Here is a 20,488-nt window from a genome sequence, read left to right as displayed (position 1 = left end):
TTCGCTCTCCCCCAACGAAAAAGCACACCCCAAACCGTTGAGGTGTGCTTTGAATTCGATCGATTGCATCTGCGGCAGCAGCGAACGTTACCGCTGGACTGCTCCATGTTCGGACTGCAGCTGCTTCACGACAAAGTCCATCAGCTGCTGCGCTTCACCCGAGGTCAGCGTATGGTTCGCATCGCGGAACAGCATCCGGATCGTCAGGCTCTTCGCCCCCTCTCCCACGCTCTCACCGACGAAGGTATCGATGCAGATCACGCTCTCCAGCTTTGGCTGCAGGCTGATATGCCCGTCGCTCTCCTTGCGGGGTTCTGTCTCCAGATTCTCCACAGCCGCAGCGAAGGCATTCTCCAGCGACCGCTCGATCTCCAGGTAAGGCAGATCGACGGGTACCAGAATCGAAATATCACGGGCAATCACCTGGGTTCGTGCCAGACCGGCGAACATCCGGGCCGGCCCTCTACCCTTCAGCAGCGTCGAGATATCCAGCTCGAAACCATACAGGGGCACGCGTGCCCGGTCTTTGATTCCCAGGGCCCCCAGATCGATGCGCCCCAGGGCTCCAATCCGCTCGCCGTCATGTGAAATCACGGCGAACTCTTCCACCCGGTACCCCAGGGCCGGCTCTTCATTGGTGTAGGTGACCTGCTCGACTTCCAGATGTGCCAGCAGGTTTTCCAGCAGCCCCTTGGCACGCAGGAAGTCGATCTCGCTCTCCCGGGCAATCCAGGCAGCGTCATTGATCGGCCCGCCCAGTACACCGCCGACCATCCACCGCTCATCGTTTTCAGAATTGTTCTCGCGGAAGGTCCGGTCGATTTCGAAGAAGCGGAAGCTGCTGGCTCCGCGGCGGGCATTTCGCTCCGCGACTTCCACCAGGCTGCCCACCAGACTCTGACGCAGCGTCGTCATCTCTTTGGAAATCGGGTTCTGCACCTGAATCGATTCGCCCGGCCACTGGCTGAACGCCAGCGCGGTCTGCTCGGTCGTCAGCGGCGGTGTCCGGCTTTCCAGGAATCCGTTTCCGGCCAGGAAGCTCGCAATTTTGCTTCGCAGCGTATCCGCTTCGGAATATCGCCCCTTGGTCGTAGTCGCCACCATCGGCTTCATCACGATACTGTCATAACGCAACAGCCGGGCCACATCCTCGGCCAGCACCACCGGGTTATTCACATCCACCCGCCAGGTCGGCACCGAAATGGTCTTATCGTCGTGCGTCATTTCCAGCTTGGACAGACAGTCCGTAATCTGCTGATTTGTAATCTCGGCACCTAGGATTTTTGAAATGCGTGGTGCATCCAGGGGAAACTGTGTAGGCTGTTTGACATTCGGGTAACTGTCCGTCACGGGCGAAGCCGGCTTAGCTCCAGAGAGTTCCGGATCCTGCAGCAGCTCTGCAGCCCGGTTGAACGCGCCGCTCAGCATCCCGTTCGGATCGGTTCCCCGCTCGAAACGATAGGAAGAATCCGTGCTGATCTTCAGCTTGCGGGACGAAGTCCGGATGCAGACCGGATCGAAACAGGCCGACTCCAGCAGAATCCGTTTCGACTCAGCGGTCGTCTGCGAGTCTGAGCCTCCCATGATGCCAGCCAGCGCGATCGGCTTCTCACCATCGGCAATCACCAGCGGCTGCTCTTTGGCATCGATCTCTGTCTCATCCAGCAGTTTCAGGGTTTCGCCCTCTTTAATCCGGCGGACTTCGATCTTGTTCCCTTTCAGGCTGTCAAAATCGAAAGCATGCAGCGGCTGTCCCCATTCCAGCATCACGAAGTTGGTGATGTCGACCACGTTGTTGATCGCACGCAGACCGGCCGTCTGCAACCGGCTCTGCAGCCAGTGAGGCGACTTCCGCACATGGACGCCGTCAAATACCTGGCATGTATAACGTGAGCAGAGTGAATCGTCGGCAATCTCAACAGCCACCGCATCACCCGCACCCGTAGAACTCAATTCACGGGCACTCGGATATTTCAATTCCATGTCCAGGACGGCAGCCACTTCGCGGGCCACACCAATCATTCCCAGGCAGTCGGGACGATTCGGCAGTACCGAGACTTCCACCAGCGATTCTTCAATCGGAGCGACTGACGGCAGACTGGCTCCCAGCGTCGCTTCGTCTTCGAAGACCTGCAGCCCCGTCGAACGGGCAATCAGTCCCATCTCACCGTCCAGGCAGATCATCCCCTGGGACAATGTTCCTTTGATCTTGCCTTCGGAAATCAGGGCTCCACTTGGCAGCTTCGTACCAGCCACCGCCACGGGCACGCCCCAGCCCACTTCCACCGGATGCGCGGTCGCACAGACAATGGTAATCAGTTTCCCTTTTTCGATTTCCACCTGGCATTCGAACAGATGATCTGCACCGGCCAGCGGCTTCTTCTCCCGGATAAAACCGATCCGGATGGGCGCCAGTGCCTGGCCCAGGTGATGTTCTTCTTCGATTTCCAGCCCGACCGTCATCAGGGCATCCAGCAGTTCGCTCTCTTTGCAATCCGCCGACAGGTAATCGCGCAACCAACCAGTATTAATGTGCATCGTTTTCTCTCTATGCCAGAAAAATCACGTCAGTGAATGTTCCGAAAGAATGATTAGAACTGACGTAAAAACGCTTCTTCGTTTTCATACATGTAGCGGATGTCAGTAATGCCGTGCCGGATCATCGCCATCCGGTCCAGCCCCAGGCCAAAGGCAAAGCCCTGCCATTTCTCGGGGTCGACACCGCCGGCTTCCAGGACTTCGGGACGAATCATCCCCGCCCCCAGAATCTCCAGCCAATTCCCGTTGAACATCACATCCACTTCCGCGCTCGGCGTGGTGAACGGGAAATAACTCGGGCGGAACCGGAGCTGTACGTCGTCACCAAATAGACTGCTGGCCACTTGGTACAATACCCATTTCAGGTCCGCAAAACTGATATTCTCATCAATGGCGATTACATCCAGCTGATGGAAAATCGGGAAGTGCGACGCATCGATCTCGTCCCGCCGGTAACAGCGTCCCGAGGTCATCGCCCGCAAGGGTGGCGGACCGAACTGTTTCATCGCCCGTGTCTGGAACGCCGAAGTATGGGTTCGCAGCACGTTCCCCTTGGTGGTGTAAAACGAGTCGTGCATGTCCCGCGCGGGATGCCAGTCGGGTGTGTTCAAGGCATCAAAGTTGAAGAACTCCGATTCGACTTCCGGGTAATCGTCGTAGCGAAAACCCAGTCCGAGCAGAATCGATTTCACCTCTTCCATCGTCGCAATCAGCGGATGGCGGTGCCCCGGCAGCGTTCGAACGCCGGGCAGTGTCACATCGACCATCTCGAGGTCCGGCCCCGATTTCTCGCTGGCTTCCAGAGCCTCTTTGCGATCGTTCAAGGCCCCCTGAATTCGTTCTTTGACGCTGTTGAGCATCTTCCCGAACTCACGCTTCTCCTCGGGAGACAGCGATTTCAGTTCGGCCTGCAGGGCTCTCAGTTTTCCCTTTTTTCCCAGGTACTGGACACGCACCTCATCCAGTTCGGCAAGGGTTGTGGCAGCTGCCATACTCTCTACCGCGGTTTCGACCAGCGCGTCGTTGTTGTCAGCCATTATAATTCTTCAGGTTTTCAAAGTTCTTTAGACTGGAATTCAGCACTTTACAGATCCGCAACAGGCACATATCTCAAGAATTGACAACGAGTTGCGCGCAAAGCCCACCAAAGCAAAGGATTGTACCGATTCCAGCAAAATTCTGCAACCACCCACAGCGGGGGCACAAGCGTCTTCAGAACCCCTTAAACGCTTTCGGTTTAAGGGCTTTTGAACAGAATCGAGAAACATCGCAGGAATCCTTTCCCTGTGGATAGTCTTCAGAACAATCAGGTTCCCTCCTGCGATCTGTCCTGTTTAGCTGGTCATAATCTCATGTACAACTTCGCCGTACACATCCGTCAGGCGGAAGTCGCGGCCCGCATAACGGTAGGTCAGCCGCTTATGATCCATGCCCATCAGGTGCAGCAGCGTCGCATGCAGATCGTGGATATGCACCTTGTCCCGGGTCGCGTAGTATCCATACTCGTCAGTCGCCCCGTGCACATGCCCCTTCTTCACCCCGGCTCCCGCCAGCCACATCGTGTAACCCTGCGGATTATGATCGCGGCCGTTCTTACCCTGGGCAATCGGGGTCCGGCCGAATTCACCGCCCCAGACGACCAGCGTATCTTCCAGTAACCCTCGCTGCTTCAGATCCGCCAGCAGACCGGCGATCGGCTTGTCGACCTGTTGCGAGTTCCGTTCGTGTCCACTCTTGAGTCCGCTGTGCTGATCCCAGCGATTGTTCCCCAGCGCGACTTCGATGTAACGCACGCCCGCCTCGGCGAACCGTCGTGCCATCAGACACTGACGCCCGAAGTTCTCCGTCGTCTTGTCATCGATCCCATATAACGCGTGCGTCTCTTTCGTCTCGGCACTCAAATCCATCAGCGTGGGCACTTCCGACTGCATCCGGAAAGCAAGCTCGTAAGAGTTAATCACCCCTTCGATTTCATTATCGACTTTGACCTCTTTCAGATGTCGTTCGTTCATCGTCTGCAGCAGTGACAGCTGTTTCCGCTGCTCGAGAGGCGAGGTGCTGTTGTTAGCCAGAAACTTGATCTGTGCCTCTTTGGCTTTGGTATCCGCATCGCCAATCGCCGTTCCCTGGAAAACCGCAGGCAGAAACGCGCTCCCGTAATTCCGCACGCCCCCATGTCCCCGCGAAGGACAGATCGAAATGAACCCCGGCAGATTGTTGTTCTCGGTCCCCAGTCCATACACCATCCATGAACCGACCGACGGACGCACCAGGCTGTCCGAACCGGTATGCAGCTTCATCACCGCCTGCCCGTGCGACTGGCCGTTGGTGTGCATCGAGTTGATCACGCACAAATCGTCGGCGTGCTCCGCCACGTTATCAAACAGTTCCGAAATCCACAGGCCGCTCTCTCCCCGCTGCTTGAACTTCCAGGGAGACTTCATCAGCCGCAGATTTTCCTGCGATGACTTCTCGATGTTCTTCGCCGCCTTGAAAGGCAGCCGCTGGCCATCCTCTTTGTTCAACCGGGGCTTATAGTCGAACGTATCCACGTGGCTCGGACCGCCGTGCATAAACAGAAAGATCACCCGCTTCGCCCGCGGTGCAAAATGCGGCTCCTTCGATGCCAGCGGCGACTGACTCTTGAGCGCTGCTTCCGCACTCAACCCCGCCAGGGCCATATATCCGAAACCGCAAGCCGAAGACTTCAACATCTGACGTCGGGAGAAATTCAGTGAATCCATAGCCAATCCAACTCTCTCTATAACAGTAAACCAACTCGAAACTCCGGTTTCCGTTGTCAGTCTAATTCAAAAAGCGAAACTCGGTCGAAGCAAACAGAATCTGACAGTACGAAGCCCACGCTTTCTGACGGGCCTGACTCTTGTCGTCATTCTCTTTCAGATTCAGTCCGAACAGCGAATCGATGTACTGCAGCGCCTCGGCCTGCTCTTTCGCATTCGCCTCGCGTCCCAGGCAGGTCAGGTACAATTGTGAGACCCGCTCGCGATCACTCTGCTGCTCGTCTTTCAAAATCCGCTCGGCAGTCGCTTCCGCCTGCGAGATCACAAATGGGCTGTTCATCATAAACAGCGCCTGGGCCGGCACCGTGGTGACCGATCGATTCCCCACCAGCATTTCCGGGGCGGGAAAATCAAACACGGTCAGCGCGGAAGGCACACTCCCCCGCACGATTGGCAGATAAACGCTCCGACGAAACTCGCTCGGATTCGCTCCCACCTTCTTATTGCTGTTCGGGTTGATCGCCTGCTCCGGATAATGCGAGACCACCGAACCACCCATTGTCAGATCCAGTTTCCCGGAAACCGTCAGCACCGCATCACGAATGCTCTCGGCCGACAACCGTCTGCGGTTCATCCGCCACACCAGGTGGTTACCCGGATCTTTCTGATACTGTTCTGCACTGAAGTCCGAACTCATCCGGTAAGCACTGCTCACCATGATCTCGCGAATCAGCGTCTTCATCGACCAGCCTTCCGAGACGAACCGCTGCGCGAGGTAGTCCAGAAGTTCCGGATGCGTTGGCTGCTCACCCAGGTGACCGAAGTTATCGACGCTCCGCACCAGACCGTTGCCAAACAGATGCTTCCAGATCCGGTTCACCATCACCCGGCTCGTCAGCGGATTCTGCGAACGGCTCAGCCACTCCGCCAGTTCCAGGCGTCCACTCTGTTTCGGACTCACCGCAGGCTGCTCTTTCAAAGTCGCAATCGTCAGGAAGCCTCGATCAACCTTATCACCCAACTGGTGAATATTCCCCCGCCGGGCAATCCGATAATCCGCAGGGTCTGGCTGCTCACCCACCGCCAGCGCCATCGGTGCGGGCGGCGGTGCGTTCTCTTTCAACTTCTTAAGGTCCGCTTTCAACTTCTGCACACGGACCTGCAGGGCTTCAACTTTTTTCTCATGTGCCGCTGCGGCAGCCCCGTCTGTCGGCTTCTGCGCCACCAGCACCTCCCGCTGTTTCGGCAACTTGAATTGGGGCAGGAACTGCATGGCATCGACGACAACGTACCCCAAAGACTCTTTGTTCGAGATCTCCACAAAGCCCGCATCACCGGCGGCAAATTCGAATGTTCCCAGCGAAGTGAAGATCCCATCAATCGGACCCGACTTCGTCTGATCGATGTAGATGGTCTTTAAACCCTGTAACGAATGAATCGTCACCGGCACCCGTTTCGAGCGACCTCTGCTTCCCGGAAAGGCAAAGCGAACTTCATACTTCCCGGCAGCCGGCAGATCAGGAGTGAATCGAATCGACTTCTTCCCCTGCCCTTCATTCAGATCATGCACATAACCGACACCCAGGTAGTTCTTCGAATAGGTCGATTCCTTCCAGGCCCCGGTCTTCTGCGCCTGAGCATCATCGACAACAATCCCCGCCAGTGCTTCCAGCTTGGTCTGCTGTGGGGTTCCGCCCTGCAGTTTCTTTAAGGCTTCCGCATCGTCCTTCAACTCGGTTTCCAGTTTCGCCAGGTCGGCTTCATGTTTCTTGATCGCAGCCGCATGTTCCGGCTTGATCGGCAGCGGCCGCGTCATCCAGCCCGAGACGAACTGGTTATTCAGACGATTGCCGTGCACCGTCTCCGTACTGCGGAAGATCCCCGCCAGTGCGTAATAATCGGTCATCGGAATCGGATCGAACTTATGATCGTGACAGCGGGCACATCCCAGCGTCATTCCCATAAACGCCCGGCCCGTCACATCGATCTGCTCATCGACCACATCCATCCGCAGCTTCTCTTTATCCCGCTCGCTGAGCATTTTTGCGCCCATCACCAGGAAACCAGTCGCCACAATGTTCCGCGTCCGCTCTGCATCGTTCTCGTAAGGCAACAGATCGCCGGCAATCTGCTCGCGAATGAACTCATCGTACGGCTTATCTTCGTTGAACGCCTGGATGACGTAATCCCGGTACCGCCACGCATTGTAAAACGTGAGGTTAATATCCAGCCCGTTCGAATCCGCATAGCGGGCCAGGTCCAGCCAGTGACGCCCCCATGTCTCCCCGAAACGGGGTGAATCCAGCAGCCGATCGACCAGATGCTCATACGCCTGCGGCGATGGATCGTTCACAAACTCCTGAATCTGTTGCGGCGTCGGAGGCAGTCCCGTCAGATCAAAATAAACCCGCCGCACCAGCGTCTGTCTGTCCGCTGCTGCTGCCGGCTGCATCGACTTCGCTTCCAGCCGATTCAGAATGAAGCAGTCGATGTCATTCCGTGGCCACTCCTGTTGTTTGACTTTCGGAACCTCGGGACGGGTCAACGGACGAAACGACCAGAACTCGCGCTCCTTGTCAAAATCAAATCCCTCATCAGCGGCGACCTTTGCACGGGCGGGCACATCCCCCCCCTTCCGCGGATCGGGTGCCCCCATCTGAATCCATTTCCGGAAGTCGGCAATCACTGCTGCAGGCAACTTCTCATCCGGCGGCATCGCGTAAAAATCGGGATCGTGTTCCAGCGCCTGTAGAATCAGACTCTGTTTGACATTGCCAGGCACCACCGCTTTCCCGGAATCGCCCCCCTGCAACATCCCCGCGCGACTGTCCAGCACAAACGATGCACTCTCCGGATCAGGTTCCCCCGAATGGCAATCGTAACAGTGCTCCACCAGTACCGGGCGGATCTTGTTTTCAAAAAATTCAATGCCCGCCAGTGGTGAGACCTTCGTTACAGACACCTTGTCAGCGGCACGGGAATCCGTCACCAGCACAGCAGAAGTAACGAGGAGTGTCAGGCAGGAGGAAATCAGGAAAGAACGCAAGGGAGTTCTCCTTCTCGAAGCTTTTAATGATGAACGCACTCAATACGCTTTGGGAAAGCAGACTCTGATGGATTGATTCAGACCTGGAGGGATGGAGAGACGTTAAAATGGCCTGAATTTCAATCATCGTCGATTATAAACCCCCACAGGCACTCGATGAACTAAATAACAACGCATTTTGATACTTTTACTCGTATTCCTCCCGAAAATTCCCTTTCTTTCCCCTTCCAGACTGGAATTTCACCCACACAACTTCCCATTCCCTGCAATTCCACAGTCCCCGCTTTTTATTAACGAAATAAATAAACAAGACTTCAAAAAACAGACAAGAAGCGAATTCCATTTTCAACGATTCAAAGGTCTGCATTGTCTCCTGCTGACCATGCTCTCAGTTCAGCCTGCCCACCACTGAAGACCAGATGTACTTGCTGTATAAACTGGACTTGATCGTCACTCTCCGAATCATATTCTTGTGCAATTGTGCTTCGCGCGCGAGGCGGGTGATGCGTGCACTGGAACACGGACCACAACTGACCCAGATGCACCTGAATCGGCGTCGAATTTTCCAGTTTTTCACCAGAACAAAAATCACAGGTTCGCAATGTCTCGTCCATTTTCAAATCATCTCACAGCACACTCAACGCAGTTCGACACAGACTCACTGCAAACTCAACACATCTCACCCCACACTCAATCCACGATTTCCTCTTGACCCCCACACGCCATTGAACAAAATCATCAACACAATAAACCACAACCAAAACCAGAGTCCCCAAATCAAGGATAAACCCGAATACCTGCGGGCCGAGCACAGCGAGCAGGAAACGGAAAGAGCAAACACCCAACTTAGAAAAACCGCACTACACCACAAACGCAGGGGCGGTGCCCACGTGCCCGCCCGCCTCGCAACTCACAAACCCATTTCCAACGGACCACTGGATCCGAATCCAACAATCATACCCATCGGCTCAGCAGCAGTAAGGTAGAGAAACAACCACCAATGCCAATCGGCATCAGAAAGTATTTCGTGCCTTTCGTGTCTTTCGTGGTAGTAAATAAATTTCACGTATTCCACGATCCAACCGGGTGGGCGCGGATGAAATCCGTGCCGAGCGCAGCGAGCAAGAGGTCCCAGATCATGAGGTCAATTCACAACAGAGCCACCAACTAAATTAATTTACCTTGAGGAACGCATACTCTTCACATCGTTTGCCCTGCGACCTCTTGTTGCCTCCGGCAATACCGGATTGCATCCGGTACCACCCCCATCCGCTCCCACAACACAACCAACCTGCGTCAGCAGATTTTCGTGCCTTTCGTGAATTTCGTGGTAGTAAAATTCGAATCCATTTCGGGTTCCCACCGGGTGGGCGCGAATGCAATCCGTGCCGAGCGCAGCGAGCAGGAGGTCCCAGCTCACCAGATCAATTCACAACAGAGCAACCAACTGTATTCCGATTCCCTTGGAAACACATCTTCTCCAACCGAGCCAGCAATCCTCCACTGGCGGTTCGCCGATCAGTCGGGTTCACCAGCCCGCAGACAGACGCCGTTTCCCCGCACACTACGCATCACTAAAAATGGAAATCTCAAAAAAAGCCCTGCCGGATCTCCCGTTGTGCCAACGGTTTCCCGTCCCGTTTCAATATTCTCGGCTCATTTTTCCTTCCTCGGCACGCAAGCTGCCTTATTCGATTCAACAATAAATCGAAGCCGTTCAAGAAAACAGCCAATTGACCGTTGAAGGCTGTGGTGCGTTTAGCAAAGGAACCACATCATGTTGGAGACCATACTTCTGATCGTTCTGATTCTGTTTATCATCGGTGCACTCCCCACCTGGGGATACAGTCGTAGCTGGGGTTACGGACCCAGCGGCGGACTGGGCCTGATCCTGCTGATCATTCTGCTGCTGGTCCTCCTTTGATCGAATCAACTCCACCCGACGACCCCAGCAGGTTCGCGGTAACGTCGGGTGCCATCTGCCGGCTTGCCCGACAATGAAATCGAGATCCTCCAGCAGGCGGGTAAGACCAAGCGCAGCGAGCAGGATGCCCCAACTCATGAGATCACTTCATAACAGAGCCATGTACTAAATTAATTTACCTTGAGGAACGCATACTCTTCACATCGTTTGCCCTGCGACTTCCTGTTGCCTCCAACAATACCGGATTACATCTGGTACCACCCACATCCGCTCCCATAACACAACCAACCTGCATTAGCATTTTTTCGTGCTTTTCGTGTCTTTCGTGGTAGTAAAACTTTCACGTATTCCACGATCAAACCGGGTGGGCGCGGATGTAATCCGTGCCGAGCGCAGCGAGCAGAAGGTCCCAACTCACGAGATCAATTCATAACAGAACCATGAACTAAATTAACTTACCCTGAGGAACGCGTACTCTTCACATCGTTTGCCCTGCAACCTCCTGTTGCCTCCGGCAATACCAGATTACATCCGGTACCACCCCCATCCGCTCCCACAACACAACCAACCTGCATTAGCATTTTTTCGTGCCTTTCGTGTCTTTCGTGGTAGTAAAACCTTCACGTATTCCACGATCAAACCGGGTGGGCGCGGATGAAATCCGTGCTGAGCGCAGCGAGCAGGAGGTCCCAGCTCACCAGATCAATGAATAACAGAGCCACCAACTAAATTAATTTACCTTGAGGAACGCATACTCTTCACATCGTTTGTCCTGCGACCTCCCGTTGCCTCCGGCAATACCGGATTACATCCGGTATCACCCACTTTATCTCTGGTACTCCTACCAGTAATTTTTTCGTGTCTTTCGTGCTTTTCGTGGTAGAAAATTTCCACCGGGTGCCATCTGTCGGCTTGCCCGACAGTGAATTTGAGATCCCCCTCCCACCGGGTAAGCCCGAATGCAATTCGGGCCGAGCACAGCGAGCAAGAGGTCCCAGTTCACCAGATCCATTCATAACTGAGAGCCCGGCCCATTCAAACATTTGAAAACCTCATCCGCAACCGGATCACCAGGAGGTACCGCATACCGATTACTCAAGTAGAATCCGGCAGTCTCTTTTCTTTCACGGATCGATATTCAAGTTCATCCCAGTCAAACCGTCCGATCCAGTACTGATGTTCCTGGTCGTAGTCGATCACCGCAGGCGTTTCCAGAAAATCCGGATTACCAGCTTCATCGATATCATCCGGCTGACTTAAGATGACTTTCATTCCGCGAGAAAACTGTAACCCCTGTTCTTCCAGATCCCGCCATGTCCCGGCACAAACCAGGATCGCATTTCGATCCCGATCCAGTTTATTAAAGTCGGCATAGATGCGCGGAATTGCCATAGAAACCAGTCACTTGGAATGCAATATAAGGAGTCTTTCCATCAACCATTTTACAGTAGAGTCAGCAAGCAAAGAAATAAACTCGCAATCTAAATAATGTCCGGCTCTTAAATCGCTGAAGAATTAATTCCCAGGCTTTCCAACTCATCTTTTTCCGGATCATATCGCAGACAAACTTCCAGGCCCAGATAATCGAAATCCGTTTGACCATCCATCCATTGGCGTTCCAGAAAGTGAGTCTGAATGCGAATCTCAAACCAGTATGGTCCGACATTTCCCGAGTAGGATTCATCGGAGATATAATACTCACCGGTCATTCGTGGCAGGACCGGAAAACCATCAGCCGGATCAAAAAATACCAGATCGTCTGTATTCAAGTATTGAGCCACTTCATTCTGGACCAGCTTGAGAATCGAGGAGCGATGAGACTGCAACAGCTGATAATCGCGCAACCTGATCCGGTCCAGCCAGACATCGGGTTCCCTGGCCCACTCAGGCCGATCAATACATACCGGTTGAAACGCTTTCATGAATTGATTCAATTACTCACTGCTCTGAATATCCCCATTCAGCTAAAGCAGAAATAGTGCACTGCTTTCAGGACCAGAATGAGATAAAATAATATGAGAGCCAGTTTTTCCAGAGGATCTTCAAAACGATTCAGTGACGTATGCGGAAGCATTGTCCCCCCCCCAGGGAATAAAGATTATGCGAGGCAATCTTGGCAGGAAAAGAAAGATTCCCAAAAACCCGACAAGCGCCAGTTCTGTAATCCCCTGAAAAATCATCAGACTGCAGGTCACAAAAGAGACCACAATGATGATCAGTATCCCAATTTGGCAAGCAACCAGTTTATTCGTTTGGATCACCGCCCTGCCTCCGCTCTCAAATCACTCAACAGTCTTGGCCATGGTATCACAGTCTTGGCCATGGTATCATAGTCAGCCATCAAAAAATCACTGATTTCATTTTAACCTACCGCTGATCTGCAAACCACAGGCAGGCGGGAAAGACTAAGTGCAGCGAGCAGGATGCCCCAACTCATGAGATCACTTCATAACAGAGCCACCAACTAAATTAATTTACCTTGAGGAACGCGTACTCTTCACATCGTTTACCCTGCGACATCCTGTTGCCTCCGGCAATACCGGATTACATCCGGTACCACCCACATCCGCTCCCGTAACACAACCAACCTGCGTCAGCAGACTTTCGTGCTTTTCGTGCCGTTCGTGGTAGAAAAAAACCTATCTCCCAGTTTTCTTTTGCTCTCGAATCCCTGCTTCCTATAATAAAAGTTCGTTTATCCGTCTCCCACCACCGTGTCTCACCAGTCAGGAGCACACACCATGGACCGCAGGACGTTTCTACAGGGTTCAGCCGCCGGGCTGGCCACCCTCTCCCTGGATCAGGTTGCTAAAGCCGCCGCCAGCGAACGCATCCGCGTCGGCGTGATCGGTGCCGGCGGCCGTGCTGCCGCTCTCAACCGTCACTTCGCGGAAAACTCCCAGGCCGAAATCGTCACCATCGCCGAGATCGATTCCGCCCGCCTCGGCAACACCGTGGACACCGTCACCAAACTGCAGGGAAAGAAACCTGAAGTCATCCGCGATTTCCGCCACCTGCTCGACGACAACAGTCTCGACGCCATCGTGGTCGGCACTCCCGATCACTGGCACGCCATCCCCACGATCCTCGCCTGCCAGGCTGGCAAAGATGTCTACGTCGAAAAGCCGGACGGCCACAACATCGTCGAAGGCCAGCGGATGGTCGCCGCCATGAAAAAACACAACCGCGTCGTGCAATTGGGCTCGCAGCACCGTTCCACCGAACGCCTGAAGTCCGCCCTCGCCTACATCCGCAGCGGTGCCCTCGGTCGCTGCCTCGTCGCCAAAGCCTGGGAAAGCACCCGGCAGGGAAACATCGGCTACCCGCCCGACAGCACGCCCCCCGACACCGTCGATTACGACATGTGGCTCGGCCCTGCCAAAAAACGCCCCTTCAATAAAAACCGCTTCCACGGCCGCTGGCGCTGGTTCCACGATTACGGCACCGGCGACCTGGGCAACGACGGCGTACATCGTCTCGACATGGCCTTCGCCGCGCTCAACGCCGCTTGTGAAGCACAGGGTGACGCCGCGATTTCGCTCCCCTCCAAAATTTCCGCGACCGGCGGCAAATGGTACTTCGACGACATGCAGGAATGGCCCGACACTCTGCAGGTCACCTACGAATACCAGAGCGATACGCCCAAGATCCTCACCTACGAAATGCGGATCTGGGCCCCCTACCATTATCACGGCGAATCAGAAGGCGCCGTCATCTACGGCGATAAAGCCCACATGACCATCGGCAACAGTCGCTGGCGCGTGTACGGTGAGCGCGGCAAGCTGATCAAGGAAGTCAAAGGGGACAGTGACGCCGGCCCGCACGTGGCCAACTTCCTCGACTGCATCAAGACCCGCAGCAAACCGGCCTGCGATCTGGAAACGGTAGGTCACCCGGCCTCCATCCTCTGCCACGCCGGCAACATCGCCGCCCGCATCGGCCGCACCCTGACTCTCGATCCCGAAACCGAAACCTTCAAAAACGACGACGCCGCCAACCAGCTCCGCGGCCGAGAAGAATGGCGCAAACCCTGGGTTCTACCGGAAGTCTAAAAAAACAGGGGCGGCACCATGTGCCCGCCCGCCTGGCGAATAACAAATCAGAACCACACTTCCAAAGGAACGATAGCAAGCCCCCAACCCCGGGTGGGCGCGGATGTAATCCGTGCCGATCGCAGCGAGCAAGAGGTCCCAGCTCACCAGAGCAATTCACAACAGAATCACCAACCTGCGTCAGCATAATTTTCGTGTCTTTTGTGCCTTTCGTGGTAGCAATTAACACACGACAGTCCAGTTGCAGATCACATTGACACAATTTGTAAAGAACTGATAGCATCCAGCCTCCCGTTGCTCGTCCAATTTCAAGGAGGTTCAGGATGCCGGTTCTTGGTCGCATTGTTTTTGCCTGTCTGCTCTGTTTGGGTACGGTTTGCCTGGCTGCTGATCCGCAGGAACGTCCGGGTCTGCTGAAACAGGTCACCCCTGAAACTAATCAGCGGCCAGCAGCCCTCGATCATCTTCGCCTGGCAACAGAACAACTGCAGGCGGCGGGCCTGAAAACAGAAGCAGAGAAATTGCGGGAACTCTCCCTGCAGATCAAACAACGCATTCGCCAGAAACAGGCGGAATTGGAGACACAGGCAAAACAACTGCAACAGCTGGTGGGAACGTCGGCTCAGATTTTATGCCGCTGTTGTATTCTGGAACTCACCCCGGACGCTGCAGAAGAATTTGCAGCAGCAGCGAAGCCTTTGAATCAGGTTCAATCAGGAGTCGCAATTTACAGCAATGCCGAATCGGTCTTCGCGAAGCTGAAACGCGAAGGAAAAATCAAGCTGGTCCACGCCAGTCCGCAGATTGTGACGAGGCCAGGGAAACCAGCGACCTTTAAAAGTGGCGGCGAATTTCCGATCCCAGTCCCGGCAGGTGACAAGCAGCCCACAGTCGAATGGAGAGAATTTGGCGTCATCTGCAAAGTCGATCTGGTTCTGCTGGAGAATGGTAAAATCCTGCTCCGTTTCTCTCCTGAGATCTCAGAACCGGACTTTGCAAACGCGGTCCAGGTCAACGGCACCACGGTCCCCGGTCTGACAGTGCGACGCGTCAGCACCAAGGCAGAAATGAATCTCGGTGAAACGCTGGTGGTGAAAACAGTCTCGAACACTAATGACGAGTCAGAGACCGTAACCCTGTTTATGGTCACACCGGTTAATTTTGAAGAATAATCGAACAACACGATTTCACACTCTGCCCCAGCACTGTTTCGCCCCTCCCCGGGTAAGCCCAAATGCAATTCGGGCCGAGCGCAGCGAGCAAGAAACTGACAGTGTTGCCACCAACCAAGTAACAGTTAGTTTGTTCTCAAAACCATTCTGAACTGAGGTCGGAAAGAGAATTACCAGTTCGCACCTCTACCTTGACAATTTCCTGTTGCCTTCGGCAATACCGGATTATATCCGGTACCACCCACATCCGCTCCGGTAACGCAACTAACCTGCGCCAGCATAATTTTCGTGTCTTTCGTGCTGGCCGTGGTAGCAAAAAAATTCGTGCGATTCGTGGTACCATCAAGCCTGCTGCTTCAACGGGTTCGTCTCCAGAATAATGTCATTAATCCCCGTCTGGTTAAATCCTTTGAATCCTTCTTCCCGTTGCAGAATTTCGAGGTGCGAACCGATGGCCCCTTTCTCGCGGAACTTGTCCGCCTCTTCAGCCGAGATCAGTCCGTCATTCAGCAGCGACTGAATCCGGCTCTCTTGCACCGGCCAGATTTCCCCTGCCGTAAACGCCTGACGCAAATGTGGCAGATCGGTAAAGGGCTTCATCGTTTTCACGTCCTCCTCTTCCGCCAGCTGGTCCCGCGCGGCGTCGAAGTCGAACTGGCATTCCAGGTGATGCATGCCCGCCTCCAGAAACGCTTCCCCATGCAGTCGGCACCAGAGTCCCACCGTCCCCAGCTCACTCCGTTCCTGGAACGGCTCGTGTGCAAAGTCCTGCGATACCTCTTCGGCCGAGAGATCCACATGCGCAAAAATTGTGATCCGCGCGTGAGGCTGCTCAATCACCTGGGCACCCCAGCCCGCTTCCTTGCCAGCATAAAACCGTTCACGCAGATTGAAACCCAAGAGTTCGAAGATCCCAATCAGGCTCTGGAAATACTTACGGCTCGAACGATACGTATGATGATCGTGATTCGCCCAGCCCATACCCATGGCATCCTGGCGGGCTTTCTGAATCCGTGCCGCCAGATTCCGCTGCTGCCAGTAATCCCGTTCGCCGGCAAAGAACAGATCACACGTCCGGTCCACACCCAGATCCGCAATCGACGACTTGATCAGCAAAGCCGCATGCGCGAACCCTGAACTCGCTTCCGCGAAGTCCCGCTTCCGTAACCGCAGCGCTTCCGCATGGGCGGCCAGTTTCTTCAGATCCGGAGTGGCCGGCGGTGTCGTACACGTCACCGGGCAACCGTGCCTCTCGATGACATGCAGCTCAACCCCCTCACCAGCAAAAGCGATCCGTTGTCGCACCGCGGACCCCACGTCACCTTCAATCGGCATGTCCAGGTCGCGCTGCTGCACCAGCAGAAAATCAGCCACACTGTCGACGCGGACAAACAAACGTTCGACCGCCGACTCAGCCGCCTTCACCGCCGGAAACATCGCCGCCGGATGATGATACAACGGACGATCCGCATCCATCACCGGCTCATAGCCCAACGCAACCAGTTCATTGGCCAGCGCATCAGACCACTCCACTTCCAGGTGATCCACCCAGTCCCTGAGCCGGGTTCCCGTGCGGGTCTGGAGGTCATGGGCAAACTGTTGAATATCGGCGGACTTCTGACAAAACACATCAATCCGCTCATCAATCAAGCGGGCCGTTTCCGGATACCGTTCCCAGTCATAAACTGTAAGCTGCTTGCTGGACATGGTTTATCTCCAATGTTTTTTAATTTCTACCACTTATGTTAGAGTCAAGTGGCGTCTCTATAAATTAATACGTCAAAACCTGCGAAAACAGAAACTCAATCAGAAAACCGATTTTCCACGTATATAATCTATAGTGAGGTCTTTCAAATCACTTCTCACATCATGAATTCTACACAGGAGGACCTGCGATGTCTCAAACAATCCTGCTCATCGGCGCGGGAAAGATCGGCCGCATGATTGCCACTCTGCTCAGCAGATCGGGCGACTATCATGTCCGCGTCGCCGACCGCGTTCCCGCCGCTTTAGACCATATACAGAAACGGATTCCCTCAGTCGAAACACGCGTCCTCAACGCTGAGTCGCACGAGGAACTGGTGCACCTCATGCAGGGCTGCACTGCAGTCATCTCGGCGCTCAGCTTCCGGGAGAATCCCTATGTCGCCCGCGCTGCACTTGAAGCGGGCATCAACTATTTCGACCTCACAGAAGATCGTCAGACAACGGCCGCCGTTAAAGAAATTGCCGACGGTGCCGCCGAGGGTCAGGTCTTTCTCCCCCAGTCCGGCCTGGCCCCCGGCTTCGTCACCATCGTCACCAAACACGTGATGGACTGGTTCGACGAAATCGATACCGTCCGCATGCGCGTGGGGGCCCTCCCCCAGCGGCCCACCAACGCGCTCGCCTACAACCTGACCTGGTCAACCGACGGCCTGATCAATGAGTACTGCAACACCTGCGAAGTGATTCACAATCGCAAGATTAAAAATCACCTCCCTCTCGAAGGACTGGAGCAGTTCACACTTGATGGCAACGTCTACGAAGCCTTCAACACGTCAGGCGGACTCGGTACGCTCTGTGACACCATGGATGGCAAGGTCCGTGAATTGAATTACAAAACGATTCGCTATCCCGGCCATCGTGAACTCATGAAGTTCCTCCTGCAGGACCTGAGACTCAATGAACGCCGCGATCTGCTCAAGGATGTGATGGAACACTCGATTCCCGTCACCTTCCAGGACGTGGTTATCGTCTTCTGCACCGTCCGCGGGCACCGCAACGGACAGTTCGTTGAAAAGAGTGACCTGCGTAAGATGTATGCACAGGAAATCAACGGCGAAATCTGGAGCGCCATTCAACTCACCACTGGAGCAGGCGTCTGTGCCGTCTTCGACATGATTCAACAGAAACAGCTGGAAGGCACCGGTCTGATCCGACAGGAACAGATCCCGTTCGAAAAGTTCATCCAGAACCGCTTCGGACAGTTTTACGAAACAGAAACCTTTGCCCTGGACTAATTCATTCAGCAAGTGAGGCTCAATATGACTCATCCGATACAGGAAGTTCTCAAGCGGATCGGCGTCAACGATCATCCCGTCGCCGTTGCCGTCGGAAATACGTGGCAGGCAGGCGCCGGTGAAGCACTGACGGGCAAGTCCCCCATCGACGGCTCGACGCTCGTTACACTCACCCAGGCCACGCCGAGTGACGTCGACACGGTGGTCGCCACCGCCCAATCCGCTTTCCGGACCTGGCGCAACGTCCCCGCCCCCCGCCGCGGCGAATTCGTGCGGCTGATTGGCAACGCCCTGCGCGAACACAAGGCCGACCTCGCCGCCATCGTCAGCTGGGAAGCCGGCAAAATCACGCAGGAAGCCCTCGGCGAAGTACAGGAAATGATCGACATCTGCGACTTCGCCGTCGGGCAGAGCCGTCAGCTCTACGGCAAAACCATCGCCAGCGAACGCCCCGGCCATCGCCTGATGGAACAGTGGCACCCGCTCGGACCGATCGGTGTGATCAGTGCCTTCAACTTCCCGGTCGCCGTCTGGTCCTGGAATGCGATGCTCGCGTTCGTCTGCGGCGACCCGGTCGTCTGGAAGCCTTCGGAAAAAACGCCGCTCTGTTCCATCGCCTGTCAGCAGATTGTCAACAACGTCGCCCGCGGCTTCCCCGAAGCCCCAGACGGTATCTCCAGCCTGCTCATTGGCGGTGCCGACGTCGGACAGGCGCTCGCCGCACACCCCGATCTCCCGTTGATCTCAGCCACCGGCTCGGTACCCATGGGACGCGCTGTCGCCTCCACGGTTGCCGGTCGGCTGGGATTAAGTCTGCTCGAACTGGGCGGCAACAACGCGATGATCGTCACCGAATCCGCCGACCTCGAAATGACGGTCCGCTCAGCCCTCTTCTCTGCCGTGGGGACTTGTGGCCAACGCTGCACGTCGCTGCGTCGCCTGATCGTCCACCACAGCATCGCCGACAAACTCCTCGCGTCGCTCAAGAAAGCTTACGCCAAATTACCGATCGGCACCCCCCTCGATGCAGGAACGCTCGTCGGCCCGCTCGTCGATCAGCGTTCGCTCGACGCCATGCAAACAGCCCTCCGCACCGCCGAGGAACAGGGAGGCACCGTCCATTTCGGTAACCCGATTATGCAAGATGTCCCCGCAGGTGGCTGTTACGTCCACCCCGCCATCGTCGAGATGCCCGGCCAGACCGAAATCGTCCGTCAGGAAACCTTCGCCCCCATTCTGTACGTCATCCGCTACACAGATCTGAACGAAGCCATCGCCGTGCATAACGGGGTTCCCCAGGGACTCTCCTCCTCCATCATGACCAACGACATCCGCCAGGCGGAACAGTTCCTCTCCCCCGCCGGCTCTGATTGCGGCATCGCAAATGTCAACGTCGGTCCCAGCGGCGCAGAAATCGGCGGCGCATTTGGAGGCGAAAAAGAGACCGGCGGCGGTCGCGAATCCGGCTCCGACGCCTGGAAAGCCTACATGCGCCGCGCCACCAACACGATCAACTACTCCACCGAACTCCCCTTAGCCCAGGGCATCAAGTTCGATCTATAAAAAAATGAGCGGCAAGGCGCTAGACGCCGTTTTCGAAGATCTAAAGATTCCCCAGGAACCAATCAAAGTTAAACCAGGGGTGGGCCCGAATGCAATTCGGGCCGAGCGCAGCGAGCAAGAGGTCCCAGCTCACCAGAGCAATTCACGACAGAATCACCAACTAATTCAACTTAGCTTGAGGAACGCGTGCTCTTCACAATGTCTGCCCCGCAACCTCCTGTTGCCTCCGGCAATACCGGATTACATCCGGTACCACCCACATCCGCTCCCGCAACGCCACCAACCTGCATCAGCAAAATTTTCGTGTCTTTCGTGAATTTCGTGGTAGCAAAACTTTCGTCTCTTTCGAGGTAGAAATTTTCGAGCGATTCACAGTCTCCCCAAACAACTCACTCACCACTTCCCCAGTTTGCGTTTTTCTTGCTTGAGCGATGAGGCATGGCTAAA

12 protein-coding genes are annotated in these 20,488 nt (G+C 55.2%); 5 read left to right on the top strand and 7 right to left on the bottom strand.

Annotation, left to right across the window (positions count from 1 at the left end):
- Nucleotides 1-87: 87 nt before the first annotated feature.
- The 4 genes from pheT to RID21_RS04830 form a co-directional block, all read right to left on the bottom strand.
- Nucleotides 88-2,538 (bottom strand): phenylalanine--tRNA ligase subunit beta, encoded by a 2,451-nt coding sequence (pheT, locus tag RID21_RS04845; protein WP_350187431.1) that lies wholly within the window; start codon nucleotides 2,536-2,538, stop codon nucleotides 88-90.
- Between the two features lie 53 nt (nucleotides 2,539-2,591).
- Complete coding sequence (gene pheS, locus RID21_RS04840) at nucleotides 2,592-3,575, bottom strand: phenylalanine--tRNA ligase subunit alpha (protein ID WP_350187430.1); 984 nt, start codon at nucleotides 3,573-3,575, stop codon at nucleotides 2,592-2,594.
- A 297-nt stretch (nucleotides 3,576-3,872) separates the two neighbouring features.
- Nucleotides 3,873-5,282: a DUF1501 domain-containing protein gene (locus RID21_RS04835; RefSeq protein WP_350187429.1), complete on the bottom strand. Its 1,410-nt coding sequence runs from the start codon at nucleotides 5,280-5,282 to the stop codon at nucleotides 3,873-3,875.
- A 61-nt stretch (nucleotides 5,283-5,343) separates the two neighbouring features.
- Entirely contained in the window at nucleotides 5,344-8,328 is a 2,985-nt protein-coding gene (locus RID21_RS04830) for a DUF1553 domain-containing protein (protein WP_350187428.1), read from the bottom strand.
- Between the two features lie 1,777 nt (nucleotides 8,329-10,105).
- Here RID21_RS04830 and RID21_RS04825 point away from each other — a divergent pair.
- Nucleotides 10,106-10,252: a DUF3309 family protein gene (locus RID21_RS04825; protein ID WP_145038113.1), complete on the top strand. Its 147-nt coding sequence runs from the start codon at nucleotides 10,106-10,108 to the stop codon at nucleotides 10,250-10,252.
- A 1,095-nt stretch (nucleotides 10,253-11,347) separates the two neighbouring features.
- Here the strand turns inward: RID21_RS04825 and RID21_RS04820 are convergent.
- Together RID21_RS04820 and RID21_RS04815 are read right to left on the bottom strand one after the other, a co-directional pair.
- Nucleotides 11,348-11,644: a hypothetical protein gene (locus RID21_RS04820; RefSeq protein ID WP_350187427.1), complete on the bottom strand. Its 297-nt coding sequence runs from the start codon at nucleotides 11,642-11,644 to the stop codon at nucleotides 11,348-11,350.
- A gap of 107 nt (nucleotides 11,645-11,751) precedes the next feature.
- Nucleotides 11,752-12,174 carry a hypothetical protein gene (locus RID21_RS04815; protein WP_350187426.1) on the bottom strand — a complete coding sequence of 141 codons (423 nt, stop codon included), beginning with the start codon at nucleotides 12,172-12,174 and terminating at the stop codon, nucleotides 11,752-11,754.
- 819 nt (nucleotides 12,175-12,993) lie between these two features.
- On the opposite strand from RID21_RS04815, the gene RID21_RS04810 reads away from it, so the two are divergent.
- Together RID21_RS04810 and RID21_RS04805 are read left to right on the top strand one after the other, a co-directional pair.
- Entirely contained in the window at nucleotides 12,994-14,304 is a 1,311-nt protein-coding gene (locus RID21_RS04810) for a Gfo/Idh/MocA family protein (protein WP_350187425.1), read from the top strand.
- Between the two features lie 323 nt (nucleotides 14,305-14,627).
- The gene (locus tag RID21_RS04805; protein WP_350187424.1) at nucleotides 14,628-15,476 is read left to right on the top strand and encodes a secretin GspD/PilQ domain-containing protein; all 849 of its coding nucleotides are present in this window, start codon (nucleotides 14,628-14,630) and stop codon (nucleotides 15,474-15,476) included.
- Nucleotides 15,477-15,818: 342 nt separating this feature from the next.
- Here the strand turns inward: RID21_RS04805 and RID21_RS04800 are convergent, their stop codons facing one another.
- The gene (locus RID21_RS04800; RefSeq protein WP_350187423.1) at nucleotides 15,819-17,183 is read right to left on the bottom strand and encodes a hypothetical protein; all 1,365 of its coding nucleotides are present in this window, start codon (nucleotides 17,181-17,183) and stop codon (nucleotides 15,819-15,821) included.
- Between the two features lie 188 nt (nucleotides 17,184-17,371).
- On the opposite strand from RID21_RS04800, the gene RID21_RS04795 reads away from it, so the two are divergent.
- Nucleotides 17,372-18,478, top strand: a complete 1,107-nt coding sequence (locus RID21_RS04795; protein ID WP_350187422.1) for a saccharopine dehydrogenase family protein — start codon at nucleotides 17,372-17,374, stop codon at nucleotides 18,476-18,478.
- Nucleotides 18,479-18,502: 24 nt separating this feature from the next.
- Nucleotides 18,503-20,041: an L-piperidine-6-carboxylate dehydrogenase gene (gene amaB, locus RID21_RS04790; RefSeq protein ID WP_350187421.1), complete on the top strand. Its 1,539-nt coding sequence runs from the start codon at nucleotides 18,503-18,505 to the stop codon at nucleotides 20,039-20,041.
- The last annotated feature ends 447 nt before the right edge of the window (nucleotides 20,042-20,488 follow it).

The organism is Gimesia sp. (assembly GCF_040219335.1).
GTDB lineage: Bacteria > Planctomycetota > Planctomycetia > Planctomycetales > Planctomycetaceae > Gimesia.
This window is presented reverse-complemented; position numbering and strand designations above follow the sequence as displayed.